This is a genomic window from Saccharopolyspora sp. NPDC050389, assembly GCF_040655595.1.
In the GTDB taxonomy this organism is placed as follows: domain Bacteria; phylum Actinomycetota; class Actinomycetes; order Mycobacteriales; family Pseudonocardiaceae; genus Saccharopolyspora.
In genome coordinates, this window is record NZ_JBFAKG010000038.1 from 72,758 (window position 1) to 93,285 (window position 20,528).

At 68.4% G+C, this 20,528-nt stretch carries 18 protein-coding genes and 1 tRNA gene; 9 read left to right on the forward strand and 10 right to left on the reverse strand.

Annotated elements, in window-relative coordinates:
* Window positions 1-721: 721 nt before the first annotated feature.
* The 4 genes from AB0I53_RS24665 (at window position 722) to AB0I53_RS24680 (ending at window position 5,832) form a co-directional block, all read left to right on the forward strand.
* The gene (locus AB0I53_RS24665) at window positions 722-1,927 is read left to right on the forward strand and encodes an ABC-three component system protein (protein WP_358607268.1); all 1,206 of its coding nucleotides are present in this window, start codon (window positions 722-724) and stop codon (window positions 1,925-1,927) included.
* A gap of 2 nt (window positions 1,928-1,929) precedes the next feature.
* Entirely contained in the window at window positions 1,930-2,406 is a 477-nt protein-coding gene (locus AB0I53_RS24670; RefSeq protein WP_358607272.1) for a three component ABC system middle component, read from the forward strand.
* A 29-nt stretch (window positions 2,407-2,435) separates the two neighbouring features.
* Complete coding sequence (locus AB0I53_RS24675) at window positions 2,436-4,388, forward strand: DUF3732 domain-containing protein (protein ID WP_358607275.1); 1,953 nt, start codon at window positions 2,436-2,438, stop codon at window positions 4,386-4,388.
* Window positions 4,389-4,815: 427 nt separating this feature from the next.
* A complete protein-coding gene (locus AB0I53_RS24680; protein ID WP_358607278.1) occupies window positions 4,816-5,832 on the forward strand; it encodes a pentapeptide repeat-containing protein in 1,017 nt (338 codons plus the stop codon).
* Window positions 5,833-6,329: 497 nt separating this feature from the next.
* On the opposite strand, the gene AB0I53_RS24685 is transcribed toward AB0I53_RS24680, so the two are convergent.
* From AB0I53_RS24685 to AB0I53_RS24695, 3 genes are all read right to left on the reverse strand, one after another.
* Window positions 6,330-7,370: a site-specific integrase gene (locus AB0I53_RS24685; RefSeq protein ID WP_358607281.1), complete on the reverse strand. Its 1,041-nt coding sequence runs from the start codon at window positions 7,368-7,370 to the stop codon at window positions 6,330-6,332.
* Entirely contained in the window at window positions 7,367-7,834 is a 468-nt protein-coding gene (locus tag AB0I53_RS24690; protein ID WP_358607284.1) for an AbrB/MazE/SpoVT family DNA-binding domain-containing protein, read from the reverse strand. Before AB0I53_RS24690 ends, AB0I53_RS24685 begins: the two co-directional genes overlap by 4 nt.
* 133 nt (window positions 7,835-7,967) lie before the next feature.
* Window positions 7,968-8,053 (reverse strand) — tRNA-Leu (locus tag AB0I53_RS24695).
* A 122-nt stretch (window positions 8,054-8,175) separates the two neighbouring features.
* Here AB0I53_RS24695 and AB0I53_RS24700 point away from each other — a divergent pair.
* Window positions 8,176-9,531: a M20/M25/M40 family metallo-hydrolase gene (locus tag AB0I53_RS24700; protein ID WP_358607287.1), complete on the forward strand. Its 1,356-nt coding sequence runs from the start codon at window positions 8,176-8,178 to the stop codon at window positions 9,529-9,531.
* Between the two features lie 54 nt (window positions 9,532-9,585).
* Window positions 9,586-10,551 carry a tyrosine-type recombinase/integrase gene (locus AB0I53_RS24705; RefSeq protein WP_358607291.1) on the forward strand — a complete coding sequence of 322 codons (966 nt, stop codon included), beginning with the start codon at window positions 9,586-9,588 and terminating at the stop codon, window positions 10,549-10,551.
* A gap of 105 nt (window positions 10,552-10,656) precedes the next feature.
* On the opposite strand, the gene AB0I53_RS24710 is transcribed toward AB0I53_RS24705, so the two are convergent.
* Window positions 10,657-11,295, reverse strand: coding sequence for a VOC family protein (locus tag AB0I53_RS24710; protein WP_358607294.1), 639 nt, complete (start codon window positions 11,293-11,295; stop codon window positions 10,657-10,659).
* Between the two features lie 75 nt (window positions 11,296-11,370).
* Window positions 11,371-11,724, reverse strand: coding sequence for a hypothetical protein (locus tag AB0I53_RS24715; RefSeq protein WP_358607296.1), 354 nt, complete (start codon window positions 11,722-11,724; stop codon window positions 11,371-11,373).
* A 35-nt stretch (window positions 11,725-11,759) separates the two neighbouring features.
* On the opposite strand from AB0I53_RS24715, the gene AB0I53_RS24720 reads away from it, so the two are divergent.
* The 3 genes from AB0I53_RS24720 to AB0I53_RS24730 all read left to right on the forward strand — a co-directional run bounded on the left by AB0I53_RS24720 (window position 11,760) and on the right by AB0I53_RS24730 (window position 14,927).
* Entirely contained in the window at window positions 11,760-12,581 is an 822-nt protein-coding gene (locus AB0I53_RS24720; RefSeq protein WP_358607299.1) for a glycerophosphodiester phosphodiesterase, read from the forward strand.
* A gap of 102 nt (window positions 12,582-12,683) precedes the next feature.
* Window positions 12,684-14,093 (forward strand): MFS transporter, encoded by a 1,410-nt coding sequence (locus AB0I53_RS24725; protein ID WP_358607302.1) that lies wholly within the window; start codon window positions 12,684-12,686, stop codon window positions 14,091-14,093.
* Between the two features lie 495 nt (window positions 14,094-14,588).
* Entirely contained in the window at window positions 14,589-14,927 is a 339-nt protein-coding gene (locus AB0I53_RS24730; RefSeq protein ID WP_093277988.1) for an RNA polymerase-binding protein RbpA, read from the forward strand.
* Window positions 14,928-14,996: 69 nt separating this feature from the next.
* Here the strand turns inward: AB0I53_RS24730 and AB0I53_RS24735 are convergent, their stop codons facing one another.
* The 5 genes from AB0I53_RS24735 to AB0I53_RS24755 form a co-directional block, all read right to left on the reverse strand.
* Window positions 14,997-15,782, reverse strand: a complete 786-nt coding sequence (locus AB0I53_RS24735) for a polyprenol monophosphomannose synthase (RefSeq protein ID WP_358607304.1) — start codon at window positions 15,780-15,782, stop codon at window positions 14,997-14,999.
* 54 nt (window positions 15,783-15,836) lie between these two features.
* Window positions 15,837-17,402 carry an apolipoprotein N-acyltransferase gene (lnt, locus tag AB0I53_RS24740; protein WP_358607307.1) on the reverse strand — a complete coding sequence of 522 codons (1,566 nt, stop codon included), beginning with the start codon at window positions 17,400-17,402 and terminating at the stop codon, window positions 15,837-15,839.
* Between the two features lie 203 nt (window positions 17,403-17,605).
* Entirely contained in the window at window positions 17,606-19,129 is a 1,524-nt protein-coding gene (locus AB0I53_RS24745) for an AMP-binding protein (RefSeq protein ID WP_358607309.1), read from the reverse strand.
* Window positions 19,126-19,836 carry an enoyl-CoA hydratase/isomerase family protein gene (locus AB0I53_RS24750; RefSeq protein WP_358607315.1) on the reverse strand — a complete coding sequence of 237 codons (711 nt, stop codon included), beginning with the start codon at window positions 19,834-19,836 and terminating at the stop codon, window positions 19,126-19,128. Before AB0I53_RS24750 ends, AB0I53_RS24745 begins: the two co-directional genes overlap by 4 nt.
* A 53-nt stretch (window positions 19,837-19,889) precedes the next feature.
* Window positions 19,890-20,333: a hotdog domain-containing protein gene (locus AB0I53_RS24755; RefSeq protein ID WP_358607311.1), complete on the reverse strand. Its 444-nt coding sequence runs from the start codon at window positions 20,331-20,333 to the stop codon at window positions 19,890-19,892.
* Between the last annotated feature and the right edge of the window lie 195 nt (window positions 20,334-20,528).

Sequence of the window (20,528 nt, forward strand, 5' to 3'; positions counted from 1 at the left end):
CAACCGCGCTGCTCAGCTACCTGGCGGACACCGACTCACCGCGTCAGGTCGTTGCCTTGCACAGCGTATGGCACACATTGTCGTCGCCAATGACTACAGCCTCACATTTGATCACGTACACCTGCCGGATCGGTGAATGGGCGGCATGGTCAGCGGCTCGCCAACATCAACCCAATGATGATCAAGGCTGGGTATCCCCACCGAAGGGAAGACGCTCCGTGAACTCCCCGTGGGTTTCCGCGCCGGTGGAGGGTGCGCGTGCGGGCAGGGCTCGCGGGAAACGCGTTGTCGGTGGCCGGTCTCTATGCTCGCGATCTCGCGGTTCCCGGTCCAAGAGGGGGCTAGCAGGAGCCCAACAGGACGGCGACCTCCTCGGCCAAACACTTACCCACCGCGCTGTAGCAGTGGCCTGGGAACAACGAGGTCCAGGCCGATCGGCGTCTAGCGCGCTGATTAAGCCGCAAAGCACCGCCACAGCTGGTGTCGCAGCCAGTATGTCACTGTAAGTGATCGCCTGAATGCGGATTTTCGCTTTCATGGGAAAGCTACGTTACGCCGAAAGGGGGAATGGTGAGGTGGTTCGTGCGGATCGACCACAGCCGTGAAAACCGCACGTTATCGTGACTGTCCCGCCCATACGACGAAGGAAATATCGCTAGTACAGGCTCGACCACAAGTGGGGAACGTGGCGCACGCAGGGTCGCATTCGGCGGCAGGCCAGATGACCGGATACCTCTATCAATGCGAACTGGCCCTGCTGGAGCTCGCCCAGCGCAGCTGGGACGACATCACGGCTGAGGTCCGCATGGAAGTACTCGACGACATCGAGTTCCTGCACAATGAGACAAAGGATCCCGTCGAGCTCCTGCAGTCCAAGCATCGAGGCGACGCCGGGCAACTGAGTGAGACGGGGAAGGACTTTTGGCGTTCCGTCGCGTCGTGGATCGATGCGCTGAAAACGCTGGGACGCCTGTCGGCCGGGGCCATGCCGATGCTGCGGCTGGTCTCCACCCAGGTGGCGGCCGAAGGCACCTTCCTCCACCAACTCCGCCCCGGCTCGGGACGGTCCGTCGACGATGCCCTGGCCGGTATGGAGAAGGTCGCCAAGGCCCAAGAGCCTGAGACCACCGCCAAAGACAGGAAGAAGTTCACGGACCTGACACTGGCACAGCGCTATCGTCTCGTTGCCGCCATTGAGATCAACGACGGATCCCCGCTGATGTCAGACCTCGACTCTAATCTGGCCAGGACGTTGGGGATCAGGCCCGGCCAGCACGCCCACGCCATCCTCAACGAGATCAAGGGGTGGTGGTACGGCATGGCCGTGGAGTTGCTGGACCGCAAGAACCGGGAACGGCCCTCGGTCACTGCCCAAGAACTGCAGTGCCGCCTCGACGAGATCACCGACCGGTTCGCGGGAAAGAACCTGCCCATCACCGAGTCTCTTCGCCGGCTCACCAATGCCGAGATCGACGCCTACAAAGACGGCTTGGTCGTGGCCCAGATGCAGTGGATCGGTCTCAAAGACCGCACCATCGCTACCCACCTGCGCGACTACCACTACGCCCGCGCTCAACGCTCGGAATGGTTGCGCACCTTCAAGATCACCGAAGAGGGCCTTGGGGACTATGAGCGGCTCCTGTGGGATGAGTGGGACCATGTGTTCACCAGGCACACCGACGACATCGAGGACGACACGCCTGCTTTGGAACGCAAGGCCATTGGTAAGCGCGTCCTGGACGACATCATGGACAAGGTGGCGGACAAACCCGCTCGTCCCGGCAGCGCCACCGAAGGATGGATCGGCCGCGGCACCATGCACAGCCTCGCCGGCCGGCCGCAAACAGCCGAGCCTGAAGACTCGATCGGCTGGCATCCCGACTTCCCCGAACTGCGCCGAAGCCACAACGAGCGATGGGCTCAGTGACTATGACCAACCATCGCGTCCCCGAAGCCCAGGCACTGCTTAACACGGCCTTTGGTGCTTACCTCCTGGCAACCAGCGTCCACGCCGCCACCAAGAAAGCTGGCCGCCCCCTCGCCTGGCCCTGCATCTTTCTCGTCCTGCCGTTCGTTCTGCCCGCCGACACCCGCAACGACCTGCCCACGCAATCCGTCCACTCCATGTCCGCGTGGCTAACCGAACACCCCCAGCATCAGGCCGCCTTCGCGGAACGGGCCGTCGTACTGACCGAATACACCAGAGCCAGCCTGCGCACCGCCGTCCGTCACCGGGCCATCGACGTCACCTCATCAGGCCTGCGCTGCCCTCGAGCACCCAGATCCGCCTCGGCAGCTGCTAGCGAGGAAGTCACGGAATGCGCCCGCCGTGCAGGTCTCGTCGGCCGCTGGCTTGCTGTTGTCGAACCTGCCCTCGCTTTCACCCTTCTCGGCGTCCGCCCCTGACCAACTCCACAAGGAGCTTGCGAACCACCATGCAACTACTCGCCCTGGCCCTCTATCACCGAGACCGCAGGCCCACGCCAAGGGTCCTGCGTTTTCGCCCCGGGGCGCTCAACATCCTCACCGGCGAGTCCGAGACCGGGAAATCCGAGATCCTCGACATCGTCGACTACTGCCTGGGACGCAGCACCCCCAACCTGCCCGACGAACCGATTGACCAGACCGTGGGCTGGTACGCACTCCTGGTCGCTTTCCGGGACAGCCGCATGGTCCTTGCGCGGCCCCGACCCTCAGGTAACTCGACCACACAGGCCATGATCCGCACCGGCAACGAAACCCTCGACCTACCCTCCGCCGACGAACTGACGCCGAATTCAAACGTCGCCGCGCTGCGCAGCCAGCTAAGTGCCCGCCTGGGCATCGAAGACTTCCGCTTCCAGCCTCCCAGTGGCGCCGCACGCGCACCCTTTGACGTCTCCATCGCCCAAGCCGCCCTCCTGTGCTTCCAGAACCAGAACGAGATCGCCGACAAGAAAGCCCTCTTCCACCGCCAGACCGAGAACGGCATGGCCCAGGCCCTCAAAGACACCCTCCCTTACTTCCTCGGGGCCGCCGGCCCCGAACAGGCTCTGCGTCGCCATTACTTCAACGAGGCCCAGCGAGCCCAACGCGCCGCTCAACGCAAACTCGACGACGCCCGGCGTCACCGAGCCGCAGTGGACGCAAACGGCCTTGCCCTGCTTCGACTTGCCCAGGGCGAAGGACTCCTGGGGGAGGTTTCGTCAACGCCTGATCCCGAGCAGATCCGGTATCTGCTGGAACAGGCACTCACCGTCACGGCGTCGACCTTGGGCCCCGTGGAAATCAGGGACCAGCGCCAGGCTCTAACTGAAGAGCGAAGAGGCCTGCGTGAGCAGTTGCAGCAGCTCGACGAAGCTCTTGCACTGGTGGAACGCTGGCAAAAGCAAGGACAGGCCTTCACCGGGGAGCTGTATCTTCAGCTCGGCCGCCTCAAGTCTCTCGATCTGCTCGGGCCCGAGCAGGACCACGATGCTGCCATCTGTCCGATGTGCACACGTCCGTTGGACGTGCCCGATGCCTCGGCCACCGAAATCGCCATGCTCACCGATCAGCTTTCCGAGGAACTCAACCAAGCCCAGACCGTTCAGCCGATTCGTGACGAACACCGGCGATCCCTGCAGGCTGAGCGGGAAGGTGTCGTCGAACGCCTGCGGGTAAACGGGGTCCAACTGCGGGCATTTGCCGCCAGCGACGAACGCATGCGCAATCTCCAGGAGCAGCATGTGCGCATCGCCCGGATCCAGGGACGGATCGAACAGGCGCTCACCGCCGACACAGAATCACCTGCCGGTGACATCGGCCGGCTGCACAACGACCTGATTCTAGCCCAGGAAAACCTCGCTTCACTCCAAGCTCTGATCGACGAAGACGACATCAACGCCGAGACGGAACGACGGCTCACCGACGTCGCGGCCAACATGACCACCTGGGCCAAGCGCCTGAACCTAGGACAGGCCGCAGCGGCCGACGAAGTGGCCATCAGCCTCAGCCAGCTCAATGTCGTGGTCCGCCGTCCCCTGGGACGTCTCCCGCTGAACCGCATCGGTAGTGCCAAAAACTGGATCGGTTACCACCTCGTCGCACACCTCGCCCTGCATACTTATTTCCGGCTCCACAACCGGCCGGTGCCGAGCTTTCTCATGCTGGACCAGCCGACCCAGGCCTTCTTCCCAGCGAAGATCAAGGACGCCACCACCGTTCAGGACGCCGACTGGGCCACGGTCACCGCTTACTTCGAGCTCTTGCGAGATGTGGCCGATCTCAACGAAGGCACGTTGCAGATCATCGTTTGCGACCACGCCAACCTCACCGAGCAACCGTGGTTCCAGGAAGCCATCGTGGAGAACTGGCGACCAGTCGACGGGCGTCGCAGGGCCCTGATCCCGACCGACTGGCTCGACTGACCTCGGCACCGGCACGCGAGGCCGCGTGAAGCGGCACGCCGTTTCATCCGGGTAGCATTTGCTGAACGCAGTGCTTGCTGCGGGTGCTAGGGAAGCTAGTGCTGTGGGGGGAAACGATCATCGGGTTGGCGCTGATCGGCCTCACCTCAGTTGGATGTGACGGCACGTCCGACCTGCGCGGGGAGAGGGTTGAGCTCAACCGCTTGGTGGCGGGCACGCAGCTCGCGTGGCTGCGATCCGATCGCGGGCAGTGGCTCGGCGTGGTCACCTTCTCTGTCTCGACCGCTGTCGGCGACCTGCCCGTTCAGCAACTCGTTCCGTCAACAGTGTTCTGCCCGCGAAGGCTGGAGGGCGACGAATGCGCGGCGCGGCTGGTTCCGGTGCATCCTAGCTCTCGCTTGTGGCTGGCATGTCGCGGTGGGCTCTGATGGCGGATACCGCAGCACTCGGGGATGAGGAAAGTTTGACCCCTGTGATGCGAGGAGCTGTCTGGGCCGCAATCGCCGGCGTGACTTTGTTCGGCGTTGTGGTCTGCGTGCTGACCTTGGTGCCGTCCCAGTTCTATCCATCGTTGACAGAGGCAGACTTGCGGGCTGTGTCTAGCGCTGATGTCCGCATACAGCTTCAGCAAGCACAGGCTCAGTTGCAGAACAACGTTCGCTCGGCGCTTCTGCAAACGGTGGCGGGGACGCTGGTCATTGTCGGCGCCGCGGCGACGTGGCGACAGGTGCGGGTGAGCAGGGAAGGGCAGATCACCGAGCGCTTCACCCAGGCTATCGAGCACATCGGGAATGACAACGTCGACGTCCGCATCGGTGGCGTCTATGCGCTGGAGCGCATTGCAAAGAATTCTCCGGAGGACCGTAAGGCGGTCCAGTTCATTTTGACGGCCTTCGTCCGCAATCACGCTCCCTGGCACGTCGGCGCACCTGGCGGGCCTGAGCATCCGACCTCGGCGATCGAGGAACGTCCCTGGCTGCAGATCCTTGCACCAGACACTCACGCCGCTGTCAGCGTCTTGGCGCGCCGTCTGCCTTCCCCTGCTGCGGGCCGGAAGGTGCCTGACGAGGCGACGCTCTACCTGCCCCGAGTAGACCTTCGCGGCCTGCAGCTCCATCAGGGCGAACTGGTCAACGTTCAGCTGCGCTACACGAATCTCGCACGGTCTTGGCTACGGGGAATACGGTTGGACCGCAGTGATTTGACGTCCGCAGATCTCCGCCGATGCCAGCTTGAGGAAGCCAGCTTTGTCCACGCTGATTTGAGCCATGCCTACCTCGGCGGAGCGAACTTGCGAGGCGCCGATCTTCGCGGTGCCGACCTGAGCGGGGCTGATCTCGAAGATGCCACGCTGGAAGGCGTTCGGGCGGATGCGGCCACGGCTTGGCCCAAAGGCTTTGATGCTGAACGGCTCCACCACGCGGGCGTGCGTCTCACGGGCTAGGGTGCTCGGGCCGTGCCCGCATGATGATCTAGGTATGAAGCGATCCCGGCAAACCACACCACATCACCTTTGGCTTTGGCCCCGACGGTGCGTTCGGGCCCGTTCCACAGGCAGCTCACCGGCCACCGCCTGATCACGAGCCGCGAGGGTTTGGCCGGCGGGGCGCCACGGCGGGCGGTCTCCAGGACGCGGCGCAGCCGGGCCTGGCCGTAGTCGAAGTCCGGAGCCGGAGTCATGGGCCCGGTGCGCTGGCCATCGCTCATTCCTGAACCACCGTCGGGCGCGGTGCCCACCGGGTGACGGGTCGGGGGTGGATCGTCTGATTCGTGGTTTCTGTAGGGCGCGTGGTTGGGATACTCGAGGAGTGAGTGGTCGTCCTGGTGATCCGGCCCGGCGTCCGGCCACGAGCAATGTGGTGTCGGGTGCCGCTGGTAGAAACGGGAGACCTGGCTGGGTGCCAGGCCTCCCGGGTTGGACGTTTCACGGACTATTGGGTTTTAGCCCGCTAGTGGGTGGGGTTCTCCGGTGAGGGCGGCGAGTGCGGTGGCGATTTCGCGGATGTCGGCTCGGGTGTAGGTGGTGGTGCTTCCGCCGTCGCCGTTGTTGTTGTCGGTGTGGCCGGCGTAGGCGCGGGCCACGGCGTAGCCGAAGTTACGTTCGACCCATTTCAGGGTGGTGTGGCGAAGCCAGTGGATGCTGATTTGCTGGGTGGCGACCCAGGGGAGGTGTTTGCCGAGTCGGGTCCAGAGGTGGTCGTAGCGTCGCTTGGTGATGGGGTTTCCGTTGGTGTAGCGGAGGAGCTGTCCACCTGATGTGGCGGCGCCGCGTTGTTCGGCGTGTTCGCGGAGATGGGTCATGAGGGTGGGGGAGACTGGTTGCCAGCGGACGGTCTCGCCTTTCTCGTGGAGCATGATCAGGCAGAGGTCGGGGTCCAGGTCCCGGGGTGTGAGGGCCAGTGCTCCGCCTCGGCGGCAGGCTGTTTCGGTGTGCAGCCGGAGGATGAGGCTGTCGAGCACGGGATCGTTACCGGTGGTGGCGGCGACGTGGTTGATCTCCTCGAGCCGGGAGTCCGGCAGGCCGCGGCGCGTGGTGGGCAAGCGGCGCGGTTTGGGCACTTTCTTGGCGGGGTTGTCGGTCTCGCTGATCAGCTCGTCGGCCACAGCGTGGTTGTAGAGGCAACGCAGGGCGGCGATGAGGTGTTCGGCGGCGCCGCGTCCACCGCGGGCGTTGCGGCGAATGACCACCTGGTTGCGGGTCTTTTCGGCGAGCTGTTTGATCTCCAGTGCCGTTGGTTCGTCCAGCCGCCGCTGACCCCACTCTGCTTCCACACGTTTCCAGTAGGAGCTGTACACGCGCCGGGTTCCGGGGCTGACCGCGTCAGCGACCTTGGGGATGTACTCGGCGAAGGTCGGAGCGAGCGGCCGCGTGGACGGGGTGTTGACGAGGTCGTCCACCGAGACACCGAGGCGCCCGAGCAGCAGCTTCGCCGCTTCGATCTCCTTCGGACCGGCTCCTGATGTGATCTTGTTCTCGGTCATGCCGGCTCACCGCCCCACACCATGGCGTGACGCTGCTCCAGGGCTTCGTCCACGGCGGTCAGGGGGTCGACCAGCAGCATGTCCCGCCGCGGGTCGGCGACCAGCAGTACCGGGTCCCCGGTGCGGATGCCGCACGAGGCTCTGGCTGTGGCGGGGATCATGATCTGCGGTGTGCCGGGCAGCCGGTGGATCCCGCCCGGATCGGGCTGTAGCACGACCGCTCCCGAGGCGACCCGGATGGTCAGACTCTGACCGGGTTGCCACTCCAGGGCGTGCAAGACCGGTCTGGCCGAGACCCGGCCGGAAGAGTCCATCCGGACCATGCCGTAGGTCACCGGCAGTTCACGGCGTCGGGTGATGACCGGCAGAGGCACCCCGCGGCACTCCCCGCTCCCCGCCTCGGTCGGAGAGTCATGGTCGGTGACCACGGGCGGCACCAGGCCCGTGACGATCTGCTCACTCATGGCCACCGCCCCGGTGGCCAGTGCACATCTGGGGACAACACCCCTGCAGACGCCAGAAATCGCGACGGCCGAAGGGCCGTCGCGATACGGTGTTCAAGTACTCGCTGTGATGGGGAAATTTCACGCGATTTTGTGTCCGAGGGGGGACTTGAACCCCCACGCCCATTAGTAGGGCACTAGCACCTCAAGCTAGCGCGTCTGCCATTCCGCCACTCGGACATCTTCGGTTCGGCCCCTCTTTCTTCGGGCCGTCCCGCTGTGTTGTGTAGATAGATTAGCCCATGGTCAAACACCCTCCAACGGCACCCCCCTCTTCTTCGGTCGGGTGATAGAAATGCCTGGTGAGCGCACACAACGAGGGTATCTCCGGCACTGATCACGACGCTGGGTTGCTGCGGGCCGAGGACGAGGTCGTCGGCTTGGCCAGCGACCTGATCCGCATCGACACCACCAACACGGGCGACCCCGAGACGCTCGTCGGCGAGCGGGCCGCCGCCGAGTTCGTGGCGGCCAAGCTCAGCGAGGTCGGGTACGACGTCACCTACGTCGAGTCCGGGGACCATCCCGGGCGCGGCAACGTCATCGCCCGATTGCCCGGCGCCGATTCCACGCGGGGCGGGCTGCTGGTGCACGGGCACCTGGACGTCGTTCCCGCGGATCCCGCCGAGTGGTCCGTCCACCCGTTCTCCGGGGCCGTGCAGGACGGCTACGTGTGGGGCCGGGGCGCCGTTGACATGAAGGACATGCTGGCCATGAGCCTCGCCGTCGCGCGGCGGCTCAAGCGCGACGGCATCACCCCGCCGCGGGATGTCGTCTTCGCGTTCCTGGCCGACGAGGAGGCCGGCAGCTTCCACGGGGCGCAGTGGCTGGTCGACCACCGGCCTGAGCTCTTCGAGGGCTGCACCGAGGCGATCAGCGAGGTCGGCGGCTTCTCGGTCACGCTCAAGGACGGCGTTCGCGCCTACCTCGTCCAGTCCGCCGAGAAGGGCATCCGCTGGCTGAAGCTGCGGGTGCGTGCTCGCGCCGGGCACGGCTCGATGGTGCACGACGACAACGCCGTCACCAAGCTCTCCGAGGCCGTCGCGAAGCTCGGCAACCACCGGTTCCCGCTGGTGCTGACCGACTCGGTTCGCGAGTTCCTCGACGGCGTCACCGAGATCACCGGCTGGGACTTCCCGGAGAACGACATCGAGGGCGCCGTCGCCAAGCTCGGGAACCTGTCGCGGATCGTCGGCGCAACGCTGCGCGACACCGCCAATCCGACGATGCTCACCGCCGGGTACAAGCACAACGTGATCCCGTCGGTGGCCGAGGCCGCTGTGGACTGCCGGATCCTGCCCGGGCGCGAGGAGGCCTTCGACCGCGAGCTGGCCGAGCTCCTCGGGCCTGACGTGGAGCGGGAGTGGGTCGGGTTGCCGCCGGTGGAGACCAAGTTCGAGGGCCGCATCGTCGATGCGATGACCGCCTCGCTGCTCGCCGAGGATCCGGGTGCGAAGGCGCTGCCCTACATGATGTCCGGCGGGACCGATGCGAAGTCGTTCAGCCGGCTGGGCATGAGCTGCTACGGCTTCGCGCCGTTGAAGCTGCCCGCGGACCTCGACTTCGCCTCCCTGTTCCACGGCGTCGACGAGCGGGTCCCGGTGGATTCGCTGAAGTTCGGCACCCGCGTGCTGGACCGGTTCATCCGCAACAGCTGAATGTCGGTGCCGTCTGGTTTCATCTACCCGAGTTGATCACCGGGGAGGTGCGGCGTGGACGTGGCGCGGTTGATCGAGATCTACCTGGAGCACCTGCAGGCCAGGAAGCTCGCGGCCAATTCGCTGCGCGCCTACCGCCGCGACCTGGAGTCGGTGGCCGGTGAGCTCGTCGAGCTCACCGGCACCGGCGCCGACCGGCTGGCCGTGGACCGGGTCACCGCCTCGGTGCTGCGGTCGGCGTTCGCGCGGTTCGCCGCGTCGCGGTCCGCTTCGTCGGTGACCCGGGCCTGGTCGACCTGGAACGGTTTCTTCGGGTTCCTGGTGGTCGAGGGCGCGGTGTCCGGGAATCCGATGCAGGTGGTGCCCAAGCCGCGCAACGCCCCCTCCACACCGAAGCCGCTGCAGGGCGAGGACACGCCCGAGCGGCTGCTGCGCACGGTGGCGGCCGGGGCCCGGCGGGCGCGGAATCCGTGGCCGGAGCGCGATCTCGCGGTGCTCGCCACGCTGCTGTGCACCGGGGTGCGTTCGGCCGAGCTGCTGGAGCTGACCGTCGCTTCGCTGGCCGGCCGGCCCGGGGATCGCCGGCTGCACGTGCACGGCAAGGGTGGGAAGAACCGGTCCATCCCGATCGAGGACACCCTGGATTCGTTGATCCAGGGCTACCTGCAGTCGCGGCGGGCGCGGTTCGGCGAGCGGCTGCCCGGCGGTGAGCCGTTGTTCGTCGATCATCACGGCGAGGCGTTGCGCCGGGGCGGCCTGCAGTACCTGGTGCGGCAGTCCTTGCGGGCCGCCGGCGTCTCCGACCGGGTGCAGCCGGGCGCGATGGTGCACGCGCTGCGGCACACGTTCGCGACGCGGCTCGCCGAGGACGGGGCGAGTGCCGCCGAGATCGCCAAGCTGCTCGGGCATTCGTCGATCAACTCCAGCCAGACCTACATCGACGTGACCGCGCGCGAGCAGCGGTTGTCCGTGCGTGCCAACCGGACGTTGCAGGTGCTCGGCGAGCTGTCCGGCGGCTAGTTCCGCGACCGGTGTTCGGTGCGGAATGCGAACCTCGCGGGAACTGCGGAACCCGCACCGCGTCAGGTGCTTGATCGCGCCCGCAACCGATTTGCTCGCCCGCCTTCAGCCCCACTTGTCGGCGGCGGCCAGGCCGATCGTCGCCCCGGCCGGGTCGGACACCACCGCAGTCGCGCCCAGCAGCGGGTGTTCGGGCCGGTCGATGGTCTCGCCGCCCAGCTCCGCCACCCGGACGCTGATCGCGTCGACGTCCTCCACCGCGAAGTAGCACAGCCAGCCCCAGCCCGTCGGTCGCCGCATCGTGCGGGATGCCAGCGGTCGGCCGTCGGCGAGGTACTGGTCCGCGTGCACCGACCAGCTCAGGATGTCCGCCCAGAACGCGTCGGCGCGGTCCGAGACCGCCGTGCACAGCTCGATCCAACAGGGCTCTCCCGGCCGCGGGCTCGGCGCCCAGGGCCCGTGCTGGGCCCGCCCCTTGGCGATGAGCGCGACCGCGTCGTCGGGGCCGGTCAGCGAACCGTCCTGGGTGGTGCCGGCGAACATCGGGCGCCAGCCGGGTCGTTCGCGGCCGCGTGGGGCGCGCATCGCGGCGCAGCGCCGGTTGCCCACCCAGCAGTCGAAGCCGACGCCGGTCGGCGCCGGGGTCCAGTCGAGCAGGGCCCGGTAGAAGACCGCCGAAGCTATCGGGTCCTGGCTGATCAGGTCGGCGCGGCGCAAGCCGCGGACTACGGGACGTGCGGGCACCGTCGATTCCTCGCCACCGCTGGGGACCAACTCATCCTGGTCATCCCGGCCGGTCCGCACAATGCTCCGTTCGTCTCACCGCAGCCGTTCGAGCTCCCCGGCCACCGCCACCACCTGGGTCGCGAGCTTGCGCAGTTCGGCGTGGTCGGCGGCGTCCTCGACGGCGGTGACGACGTCTTCGGCCGCGCACCGCAGCTGGAACAGCCTGTCCTGCAGGTCGGCGAGTTCGGCGGCGGAGAGCACCACCGCGTCTTCCGGGAGGCCGCCGCGTTGCACCGCGGTGCGGCGCTCATAGGCGCGTTGACGGCAGGACTGCGCGCAGTACAGGCGGGGACGCCCTTGCCGGCCCGACTCCGGAACGCGCCGTCCGCACCACGCGCAGTGCCTGGCTTGGCGTTGGCGGCGAGACGGCAGGTCGGAGGTTTCCACGATCGATCACGTTAGCCAAAGGCCCCGCCTGCGCGATGCAGGCACGCCGATCGGGCAGAGTTGCAGGCGTGACGCATCCTTTCCTGTCCGGCCCCCGGCCCCGCGCGTTCGCCCACCGCGGGTGGCACCTCGGGGAGCTGCACGACCTGGAGAACTCGCTGGCCGCGTTCCGTCGCGCCGCCGACGAGGGTTACCACTACATCGAGACCGACGTCCACGCGACCGCCGACGGCGTCGTAGTGGTGAACCACGACGCGACGCTGGATCGAACCACGGACGGCCGCGGCGTCATCGAGCGGCTGCCCTGGTCGGTCGTCGGCTCGGCGCTGATCGGCGGCCGGGAACCGGTGTGCGGCCTGGATGCCGCGCTGGAGGAGCTGCCGGAGACGTACTTCAACATCGACGTCAAGGCGGACTCGGCGGTGGGCCCGGTGCTGCGGACGCTGCGCAGGCACAACGCCTGGGACCGCGTGTGCTTGGCGTCGTTCGCCGAGCACCGGCTAGCCGCGATGCGGCGGGCCATCGGGCCGCGGCTGCTCACCTCGACGGGGCGCCGTTCGGCCGGGTTGCTGTGGTTGGGCTCGCGGTGGGGCGGCTGGCCGTTGCGGTCGTCGGTGGCCGGTGGCGCCACGCAGGTGCCGACGGGTTTCGGGCGGCTGCGCTTGATCGACTCCCGCTTCGTGCGCCAGGCTCATCGCTGGGGGCTGGAGGTCCACGTGTGGACCGTCGACGACGCCGTGGAGATGCGGGAACTGCTGGATCTAGGCGTGGACGGGCTGGTCACCGATCGGCCCGACGTGCTGCGGGAGGTGTTGCGGGAGCGGTTCGGCGAGCCGCAGCCGGAGGTCGGCGGATGAGCAGAACTACGCATTGTCTCCGCACGGACCTCCACCGCGATCGTTGAGCCAGTAAGGTCCGGTTACCCCCAATCGAGTGATCTTGGCCGGAGGACCGAACGGATGAGCGTGATGGACAGCGACCTGGCACCGGACGCCGCGCAGAGGCGGCGCCGGGAACAGCGGGGTTGGTGCTGGTACGACTGGGCCAACTCGGTGTTCCCGACATCGGTGACCACGGTCTTCCTCTCGCTCTACCTGACCTCGGTGGCGACCGAGGCCGCGAAGGCCGACGTGGCGCGCAACGGCCTGAACGCCTGCCCGCAGAACAACGCGCTGGTGCAGTGCGACATCTCGGCGTTCGGGCTGGTGTTCCCGGCCGGATCGCTGTGGGGCTACCTGCTGTCGGTGGCCACCGTCGTGCAGGTGGTCGTGCTGCCGATCACCGGGGCGATCGCGGACCGGACGCAGAGCAAGCGGCTGATGCTGGCGATCTTCGCGTTCGGCGGCGCGGCGACCACGGCGCTGCTGGCGCTGGTGGGCGGGCAGAACTGGCAGCTCGGCGTGGTGCTGTTCATCGTCGCCAACATCTGCTTCGGCGCTTCGGTGGTCGTCTACTACTCGTTCCTGCCGGAGATCGCCTCCGTCGACGAGCGGGACGACGTCTCCACCCGCGGCTGGGCCGTCGGCTACCTGGGCAGTGGTGCGGCGCTGGCCATGCACCTGGTGATCTACCTCGGCCACGACTCGATCGGCATGAGCACGGAGACCGCGGTCCGGCTGATCTTCCTGTCCTCGGGCGTCTGGTGGGCCGTGTTCACGCTGCTGCCGCTGGCGGCGCTGCGCGGGCACCGTGCCCGGGAGGGGGCCGTGCGCGGCCCGTCCGCGGTCACCGCGGGCTTCAAGCAGTTGATGACCACGTTCCGGGAGGCGAAGCACTTCCCGCTGACGCTGGCGTTCCTCGGGGCGTACTGGATCTACACCGACGGCATCTCCACTGTGACCCAGGTCTCGGCGCAGTACGGCAACCTGGAGCTCAAGCTCCCGCAGGACTCGTTGATCATCACGCTGCTCATCGTGCAGTTCATCGCCTTCGTCGGCGGGATGCTGCACGGGGTGGTGGCGCGGCGCATCGGCGCGAAGAAGACGATCCTGATCAGCCTCGCCACCTGGCTGGTGGTGCTGGTCGCCGCGTACTTCGTGCAGGCCGGCCAGGAAACGCAGTTCTACGGCCTGGCGGTGGGCATCGGGCTGGTGCTCGGCGGCACCAACGCGCTGTCCCGGTCGTTGTTCAGCCAGATGGTGCCGCCCGGTCGGGAGGCAGAGTACTTCTCGCTGTACGAAGTGGGGGAGCGCTCCACGTCGTGGCTGGGCCCGCTGGTGTTCGCCGGGGTCGGGCAGGCGACCGGATCGTTCCGGCTGGCGATCATCTCGCTGGTGGTGTTCTTCGCGGTCGGGTTGGTGCTGGTCGCGCTGGTTCCGGTGCGGCGGGCGATCGAGGCGGTCGGCAATCCGGCGCCGAAGGTCCTCTGAGGAGCTCGCCGACCACGCTGCGTGCCGGCGGGTGACGATCCGCGCCCGCCTCGCCAAGGCGGCGGCGTTGCTCCATGCTGGTGACAGGCGTGGCCGGGATTTTCCACATGATCGGAATATGCCGGTACGCAGCGTTGTGACAACAGGGAACCAAGTATCGCTACAATCAGTTACCAATTTTCGCGTCTTGTCCGCCGTCCGTGTCGTGATCTCCGTCCCACTATGGTCACTTTTCCGAGATCCGACTTGGCCATAGTCACTCATCATCTGGCACTATCACCCGTTCGAACGCACCTATAGATTGCGAGTGGGATAACGCGTCACGAACGCAGACCGACTGCATCTCTAGGGAGAAAGCCGTCGTTGATGGGTGAACAACGTCACCGACGGCAACCAGAAGCACTACACCGGGAACAGACGGCGGGTCCCCCGTCGTTGCACACGGTGAGCACAACCGCTCGGGCCAGGTCCCGGGCCGAAGTGAAAGGAACCGTCATGGCCGACCGCGTTCTGCGTGGCAGCCGGCTCGGAGCGGTGAGCTACGAGACCGACCGGAACCACGACCTCGCACCGCGCCGGACGGTGCGCTACGCCTGCCCCAAGAGCCACGAGTTCGAGGTGCCGTTCTCCGACGACGCCGAGGTGCCGCCGACCTGGGAGTGCCGCCTGCACGGCACCGAGTCGAAGATCATCGACGGTAGCGAGCCGGAGCAGAAGAAGGCCAAGCCGCCGCGCACCCACTGGGACATGCTGCTGGAGCGGCGCACCATCCCGGAGCTCGAGGAGCTGCTAAACGAGCGCCTCGACCTGCTGCGGACACGCCGCGGGCACTGATCGACAGTATCCGACGAAGCGCCTGGGACACCGTCCCAGGCGCTTTGACGTGCTCGGATCCCGCGGCCGTCAGCGGCGGAGCGAGCGCAGGACACTCGCAGCCTGGTTGCCGCGGCGGCGCAGGCCCCACTTCGTCACCCTGACGAGGGCTTCGCGCACTACCTCGGCGTCCATCTTCGAACTGCCGATCTCGCGCTCCACGAACGTGATCGGCACCTCCACGACCACGAACCCGGCCTCCACCGCGCGCCACGCCAGATCCACCTGGAAGCAGTAGCCCTGCGAGGCGACGTTGTGCAGCTGCAGCGTGTCCAGGACCTCCCGGCGGTACACGCGGTAGCCGGAGGTGATGTCGTTGATCGACACGCCGAGCGCCAGCTTGGAGTACACGTTGGCGCCGCGGGACAGCAGCGCCCGGTACCAGGGCCAGTTCACGGTCCGCCCGCCCGGCACGTAGCGCGAACCCAGCACGACGTCGGCGCCGGTGCCGTCCGGGCCGAGCATGCCGATCAACCGGGGCAGGTCTTCGGGCGAGTGCGAGCCGTCGGCGTCCATCTCGATGATCGCGCCGTAGTCCCGCGCCAGCGCCCACTCGAAGCCGGCCACGTACGCCGCGCCGAGACCGGCCTTCTCGCTCCGGTGCAGCACGTGCACCCGCTCGTCGTCGGCGGCGAGCCCGTCGGCCACCTCGCCGGTGCCGTCCGGGCTGCCGTCGTCGACGACCAGCACGTGCGCCGCGGGCAGTGCGGCGAACAGCCGCCGCACGATCGGTTCCAGGTTGTCCCGCTCGTTGTAGGTGGGGATCACCACCAGTGCCGAGTCGTCACCGGCTCCGGGGGCTTGCCGGTTCGCCATCCATGTCCTCCTAGCCGGCCCGCTCGGCCGGCCGTGCACTCGTATCGGTCGGGTTCAGGCGTCCGCGGTCCGCCGGGGCCGCCACCAGGACAGCGCCACCGCTCCGACGCCCAGCACGACCAGTGTCCACATCGGAGCGCTGCCCAGCTGGGTGGCGAGCGTCTGCGTCGAGCGCAGCGGCACGTCGGCGATGAGGTTCTGCGCGGTGAACAGCTCGGTCTGCTGGGTCACGGTGCCGTCCGGCTGCACCACGGCGCTGACGCCGCTGGTCGCCGCCACCAGGACCGCCCGCCCGTGCTCCACCGCGCGCAGCCGGGACATCGCCAGCTGCTGGTAGCTCATCTCCGAGTGGCCGTACCAGGCGTTGTTGGTCGGCACCGCGAGCAGCGTCGCGCCCTGCTGGGCGGCGCCGGTGAACACGTCGTCGTAGGCGACGTCGTAGCAGATGCCGACGCCCACCCGGATGCCTCCGACGTCGAGCACGCCGGGCTCGTCGCCGGGCACCATGTCCGAGCGGAAGCGGTCCACGAACGGGCTTACCAGCCGCGCTACCGGCCGCATCGGGATCGTCTCGGCGAAGGGCACCAGGTGCTGTTTGATGTAGCGGTCGCCCGCGCCCGTTGCCGGGTCCCACCGGACGATCTGGTTGTGCAGGTCGCCGTCGGCGTCCTTGCCGAGGCCGCCGACCACCAGCGGGACGCCGAGCTGCGCGGCGATGCCCGAGAGATCCGGGTCGGTCCGGCTCGGCCCCCAGCTGCCGACCTGCTCGGGCAGCACGACGAAGTCCAGGCGGCCTTTCTTCTGGTCGTCGACGAGCTGCTGCGCGGCCGCGATGTGGTTGGCGTGCAGGACGTCGTCCTCGTACAGCAGGCCGAGCCCCAGGTTGGGCGCGTTGCCCTGCACGATCGCGACCCGGGCGGTTCCGGCGTTGGGGTCGGTGCCGATGAAGGGCAGCATGGCCAGGCCTGCCACGACCGGCACGAGCACGGCGGCCAGCGGCGCGATCCAGCGGCGCGGGGTGCGCGCGCGGCGGGCGAGCTCGGCCAGACCGCCGCCGACCACCGCGACGGCGAAGGACACCACGGCGGTGCCGCCGAGCGCGGCCAGCGGCAGGAACAGGCCGGTGTCCTGGGTGAATGCCAGCCTGCCCCACGGGAATCCGCCGAACGGCACGGCCGAGCGCAGCGCCTCGGCGGCGACGAACACCGCGGCCATCCACACCGGGGCTCCCGGTAGGCGGCTGACGCGCGCCATTCCGGCCCCGCCGAGCGCGACGAACAGGGCCTGGACGCCCGCCACGCCCAGCCACGGCCACGGGCCGAAGTCGGCGCCGAGGAAGTCCTGCAGCCAGCCCAGCAGCGGCAGCAGGAACGCGAAGCCGAACAGCAGGCCGTAGCCGAATCCGGCGCGCGCTCTGCGGCCGCGGATCACGGCCGCGAACACCGCGAACGCGATCGGCGCCAGCCACCACAGTTCGCGCGGGGGAGAGCCTGCGTAGAGCGCGAAGCCGGCGGCGACGACCGCGAGCATGCGCAGCCAGACCGCGCCGATCGATCGACCTGCGGCCTTGCTGCGGCCCGGCCGCTCAGCGCGCTGCGGACGAGCCGTTGGGACAACCACCCGATCAACCTTCTCGGTGCCGCGGTCCCGGCCAGGCCAGGACGGAAACGTTCTGTCGGTTCGTGCGCGGGCAGCCCGGCGCGCACCAAACAAATGTACGCCGGACGGTCGAGCCGGAGCCGCAGTGGGCAAAGTCGACAGAACGCTCAACTGGGCCGCGAGCGGCGCTCGATTTCAGCGCGACCGCTCCTGACCCGCGGCGATCACCAGGTGCGGCTGTCGTGGGTGGCCGCCTCCTCGTCGCGGAGCTCGGCGCGCAGGGCGGCCTTGGCGACGCGTTCCGAAGCCGTCATCGGCAGCTGGTCGCGGAAGGTCCAGTAGCGCGGGACCTTGAAGTAGGCGAGCTGGGTGGCGCAGAAGTCCGCCAGCTCGCGCGGATCGCACGGCTCGCCGCGGAGGACGATCACCGCGTGCACCTCCTCGCCGCGCAACTCGTCCGGCTCCGGCAGGACCGCGGCCACCTCGACCGCCGGGTGCAGTTGCAGCACGCGTTCGACCTCGGCGGCGGCGATGTTCTCGCCGCTGCGGCGGATCATGTCCTTGGTGCGGCCCGCGTAGTAGACGCGGCCCTCGTCGTCCATCCGGGCCAGATCGCCGGTGTGGAACCAGCCCGCCCGGAAGGCGCGCTCGGTGGCCTCCGGATCGCGGAAGTAGCCGTGCATCAGGCCGGTGCCGCGGATGGTCAGCTCGCCGACCTCGCCGCGCGGCACCGGGGCGCCGTCACCGTCGACGATCATGACCTCGCGGCCGGGCGCCGCCCGGCCGAGGCAGCCCGTGCCCACCGCGGCGTCGTGATCCCTCGGGGTCATCCTGATGTCGCTGCCGGTTTCGGTCATGCCGAACGCCTCGAACCACGGGACGCCCCACCGCCGTTCGAGCGCGGCGTGCAGGTTCGGCGGGATCGTCGACGCGCTGATCGCGCGCACCCGGTGCTCCCGGTCGGCCGGCGATGGGGCCTGGTCGAGCAGCAGCTTCGGCATCAGGCCCAGGCAGTAGAACCACGTGACGCCGTGCTCGCGGACCTTCGCCCAGAACGTGGTGGGGTGGAAGCGGTCCAGCACCACGAGCCGTGCCCCGGCGGCGAGGCCGAGCGCGACGTTCCACTGCGGATCGATGTAGTGGAACGGCTGGGCAGTCAGGATCGTGTCGCTGTCGTCGATGCCCGGGAAGCCGTCGACCAGGCCGGACGCGAGCGTGGTCCAGTAGCGGTGGGGGAGCGCGCAGCCCTTCGGCGCGCCGGTGGTGCCGGAGGTGTACTGGACGTTCGCGAGCGCCTCCGGTGCCGGCCGCGCGCACCGCGGCGCTTCGGCCACCGGGAGGTCGATGGCGTCGACGTCGAGAACCTGCCGCACCGAAGTGGCCTTGCGGACCCGGGCGAGCAGATCCGCGTGCTCGGCGGTGGTCAGCACGACGCGGGCTTGCGAGTGCGCGAGCACGTGGGTGGCGTCGTACTCCTGGTAGCGGTTGTTGACCGGGACCATCGCCGCGCCGAGCTTGGCCGCGGCGAGCCAGCCGAGCGGGAATTCCGGGCGGTTGTCCATCATCACCGCTACGCGGTCGCCCGCCGTCACGCCCGAATCGGCCAGCAGCACGGCCAGCGCGTCGCTGCGGCGGTCGATCTCGGCGAAGGTGAGTTCCCGGCCGGTGTGGTCGAAGGTCCACGCGGTGCGATCCGGCCAGCGCCGCGCGGCGCCGCGGACGAGGTCGACGAGTGTTTCGGCGTTCATCGGGCGTCTCCAGTCCGGTCGGCCGCGAGCTCCTCGGTGCGGATCGCGTGCCGGATCTCCAGCCGCAGCGCCGATTCGAGGGCGTGGTCGATGCCCGCGTCCAGCGCTTCCTTGGCCATGGCCAGCGTGGCGCGCGGCCGGTCGGCCAGCCGTGCCGCCCACCGGTGCGCGGTCGTCAGCAGCGCGCTGGCCGGGACCACGGTGTTGACCAGCCCGAGCCGGTTCGCCTCGGCGGCGTCGATGGCGTCGCCGAACAGCAGGATCTCCTTGGCCTTGAGCGGGCCGACGAGCAGCGGCAGCAGCTTGGAGGCGCCGCCGGTGACGCTGAGCCCGAGGCCGACCTCGGGGAAGCGGAACCGGGCGTCGTCGGCGGCGATCACCAGGTCGCAGCCGAGCGCGAACTCCGCGCCCGCGCCGACGGCATGCCCTTGCACCGCCGCGATGACCGGCGCCGGGCAGCCGCGGATCAACCGCGTGACGTCCTGGATCCGGTCCAGCCGCGCCTGCACGGTCGCCGGATCCTCCGGCGGTTCCTTGAGGTCGTGGCCGGCGCAGAACGCACGGCCGCGCCCGGTCAGCAGCACCGCGCCCACGTCCGCCTCGGTGACCGCGCCGAGCGCGGTGACGAGCTGCTCGACCAGGGCGGTGTTGACGGCGTTGAGGCATTCCGGCCGGTTGAGCCGGATGATCCCGACGCCACCGGAGATCTCGGTCTCCACCACGGCACCGCCGGACTGGACTTCGGACAACGGCTTCCTCCTCAACTCTCGGGTGAACGCGGGTCGTCCAGCTGGGTCGCGTGCCAGGAACGCAGCCGCTGCGACCACGGTTGCGGCCGGCCGTCGGCGCCCACCTTCACGATGGTCCGGGTGCCGGTCGCGTTCGGCTCCTGTCCACAGTGGAATATCCAGGTCGCGCTGGTCCGGCCCAGCTCGGCGAGGTGCAGCCGGACGAGCAGTTCGCCCGCGCCGGTCACCGGCGCGTGGAACTCGATCTGGAAGCTGCGAACCACGTAGTGCAGATCGGGATGCCGGCCGGCGATTGTTCCGGTGTCGTAGCCCGCGGCCGCGAATGCCGCCGTGGTCGCCCGCTCGACGTGCAGCGCGAACCGGGTGTTGTGCAGGTGCCCGTTGGGATCCAGCTCGTCGAAGTGCACCCGCGAGCGGTAGCGGATCGCCGGTGGAGTCCCGGTGCTGCCTGCCACGCCGCCTCCTCGCCATCTGTCGACCGATCGATCGATCGGTCGACAGATTAGGTTCGTTCCGGCGAGACCGCAAGACCGCGCTCGGCGTCCCGAACAGGACGTGGGGCGGGTGGGGGTGTTGTGAGACCCGCCCCGGTGTGGTTGCGGATATGTGTAATGGGATGCGGGCCGGGGGGCATGCAAGTGTGGGTGGTT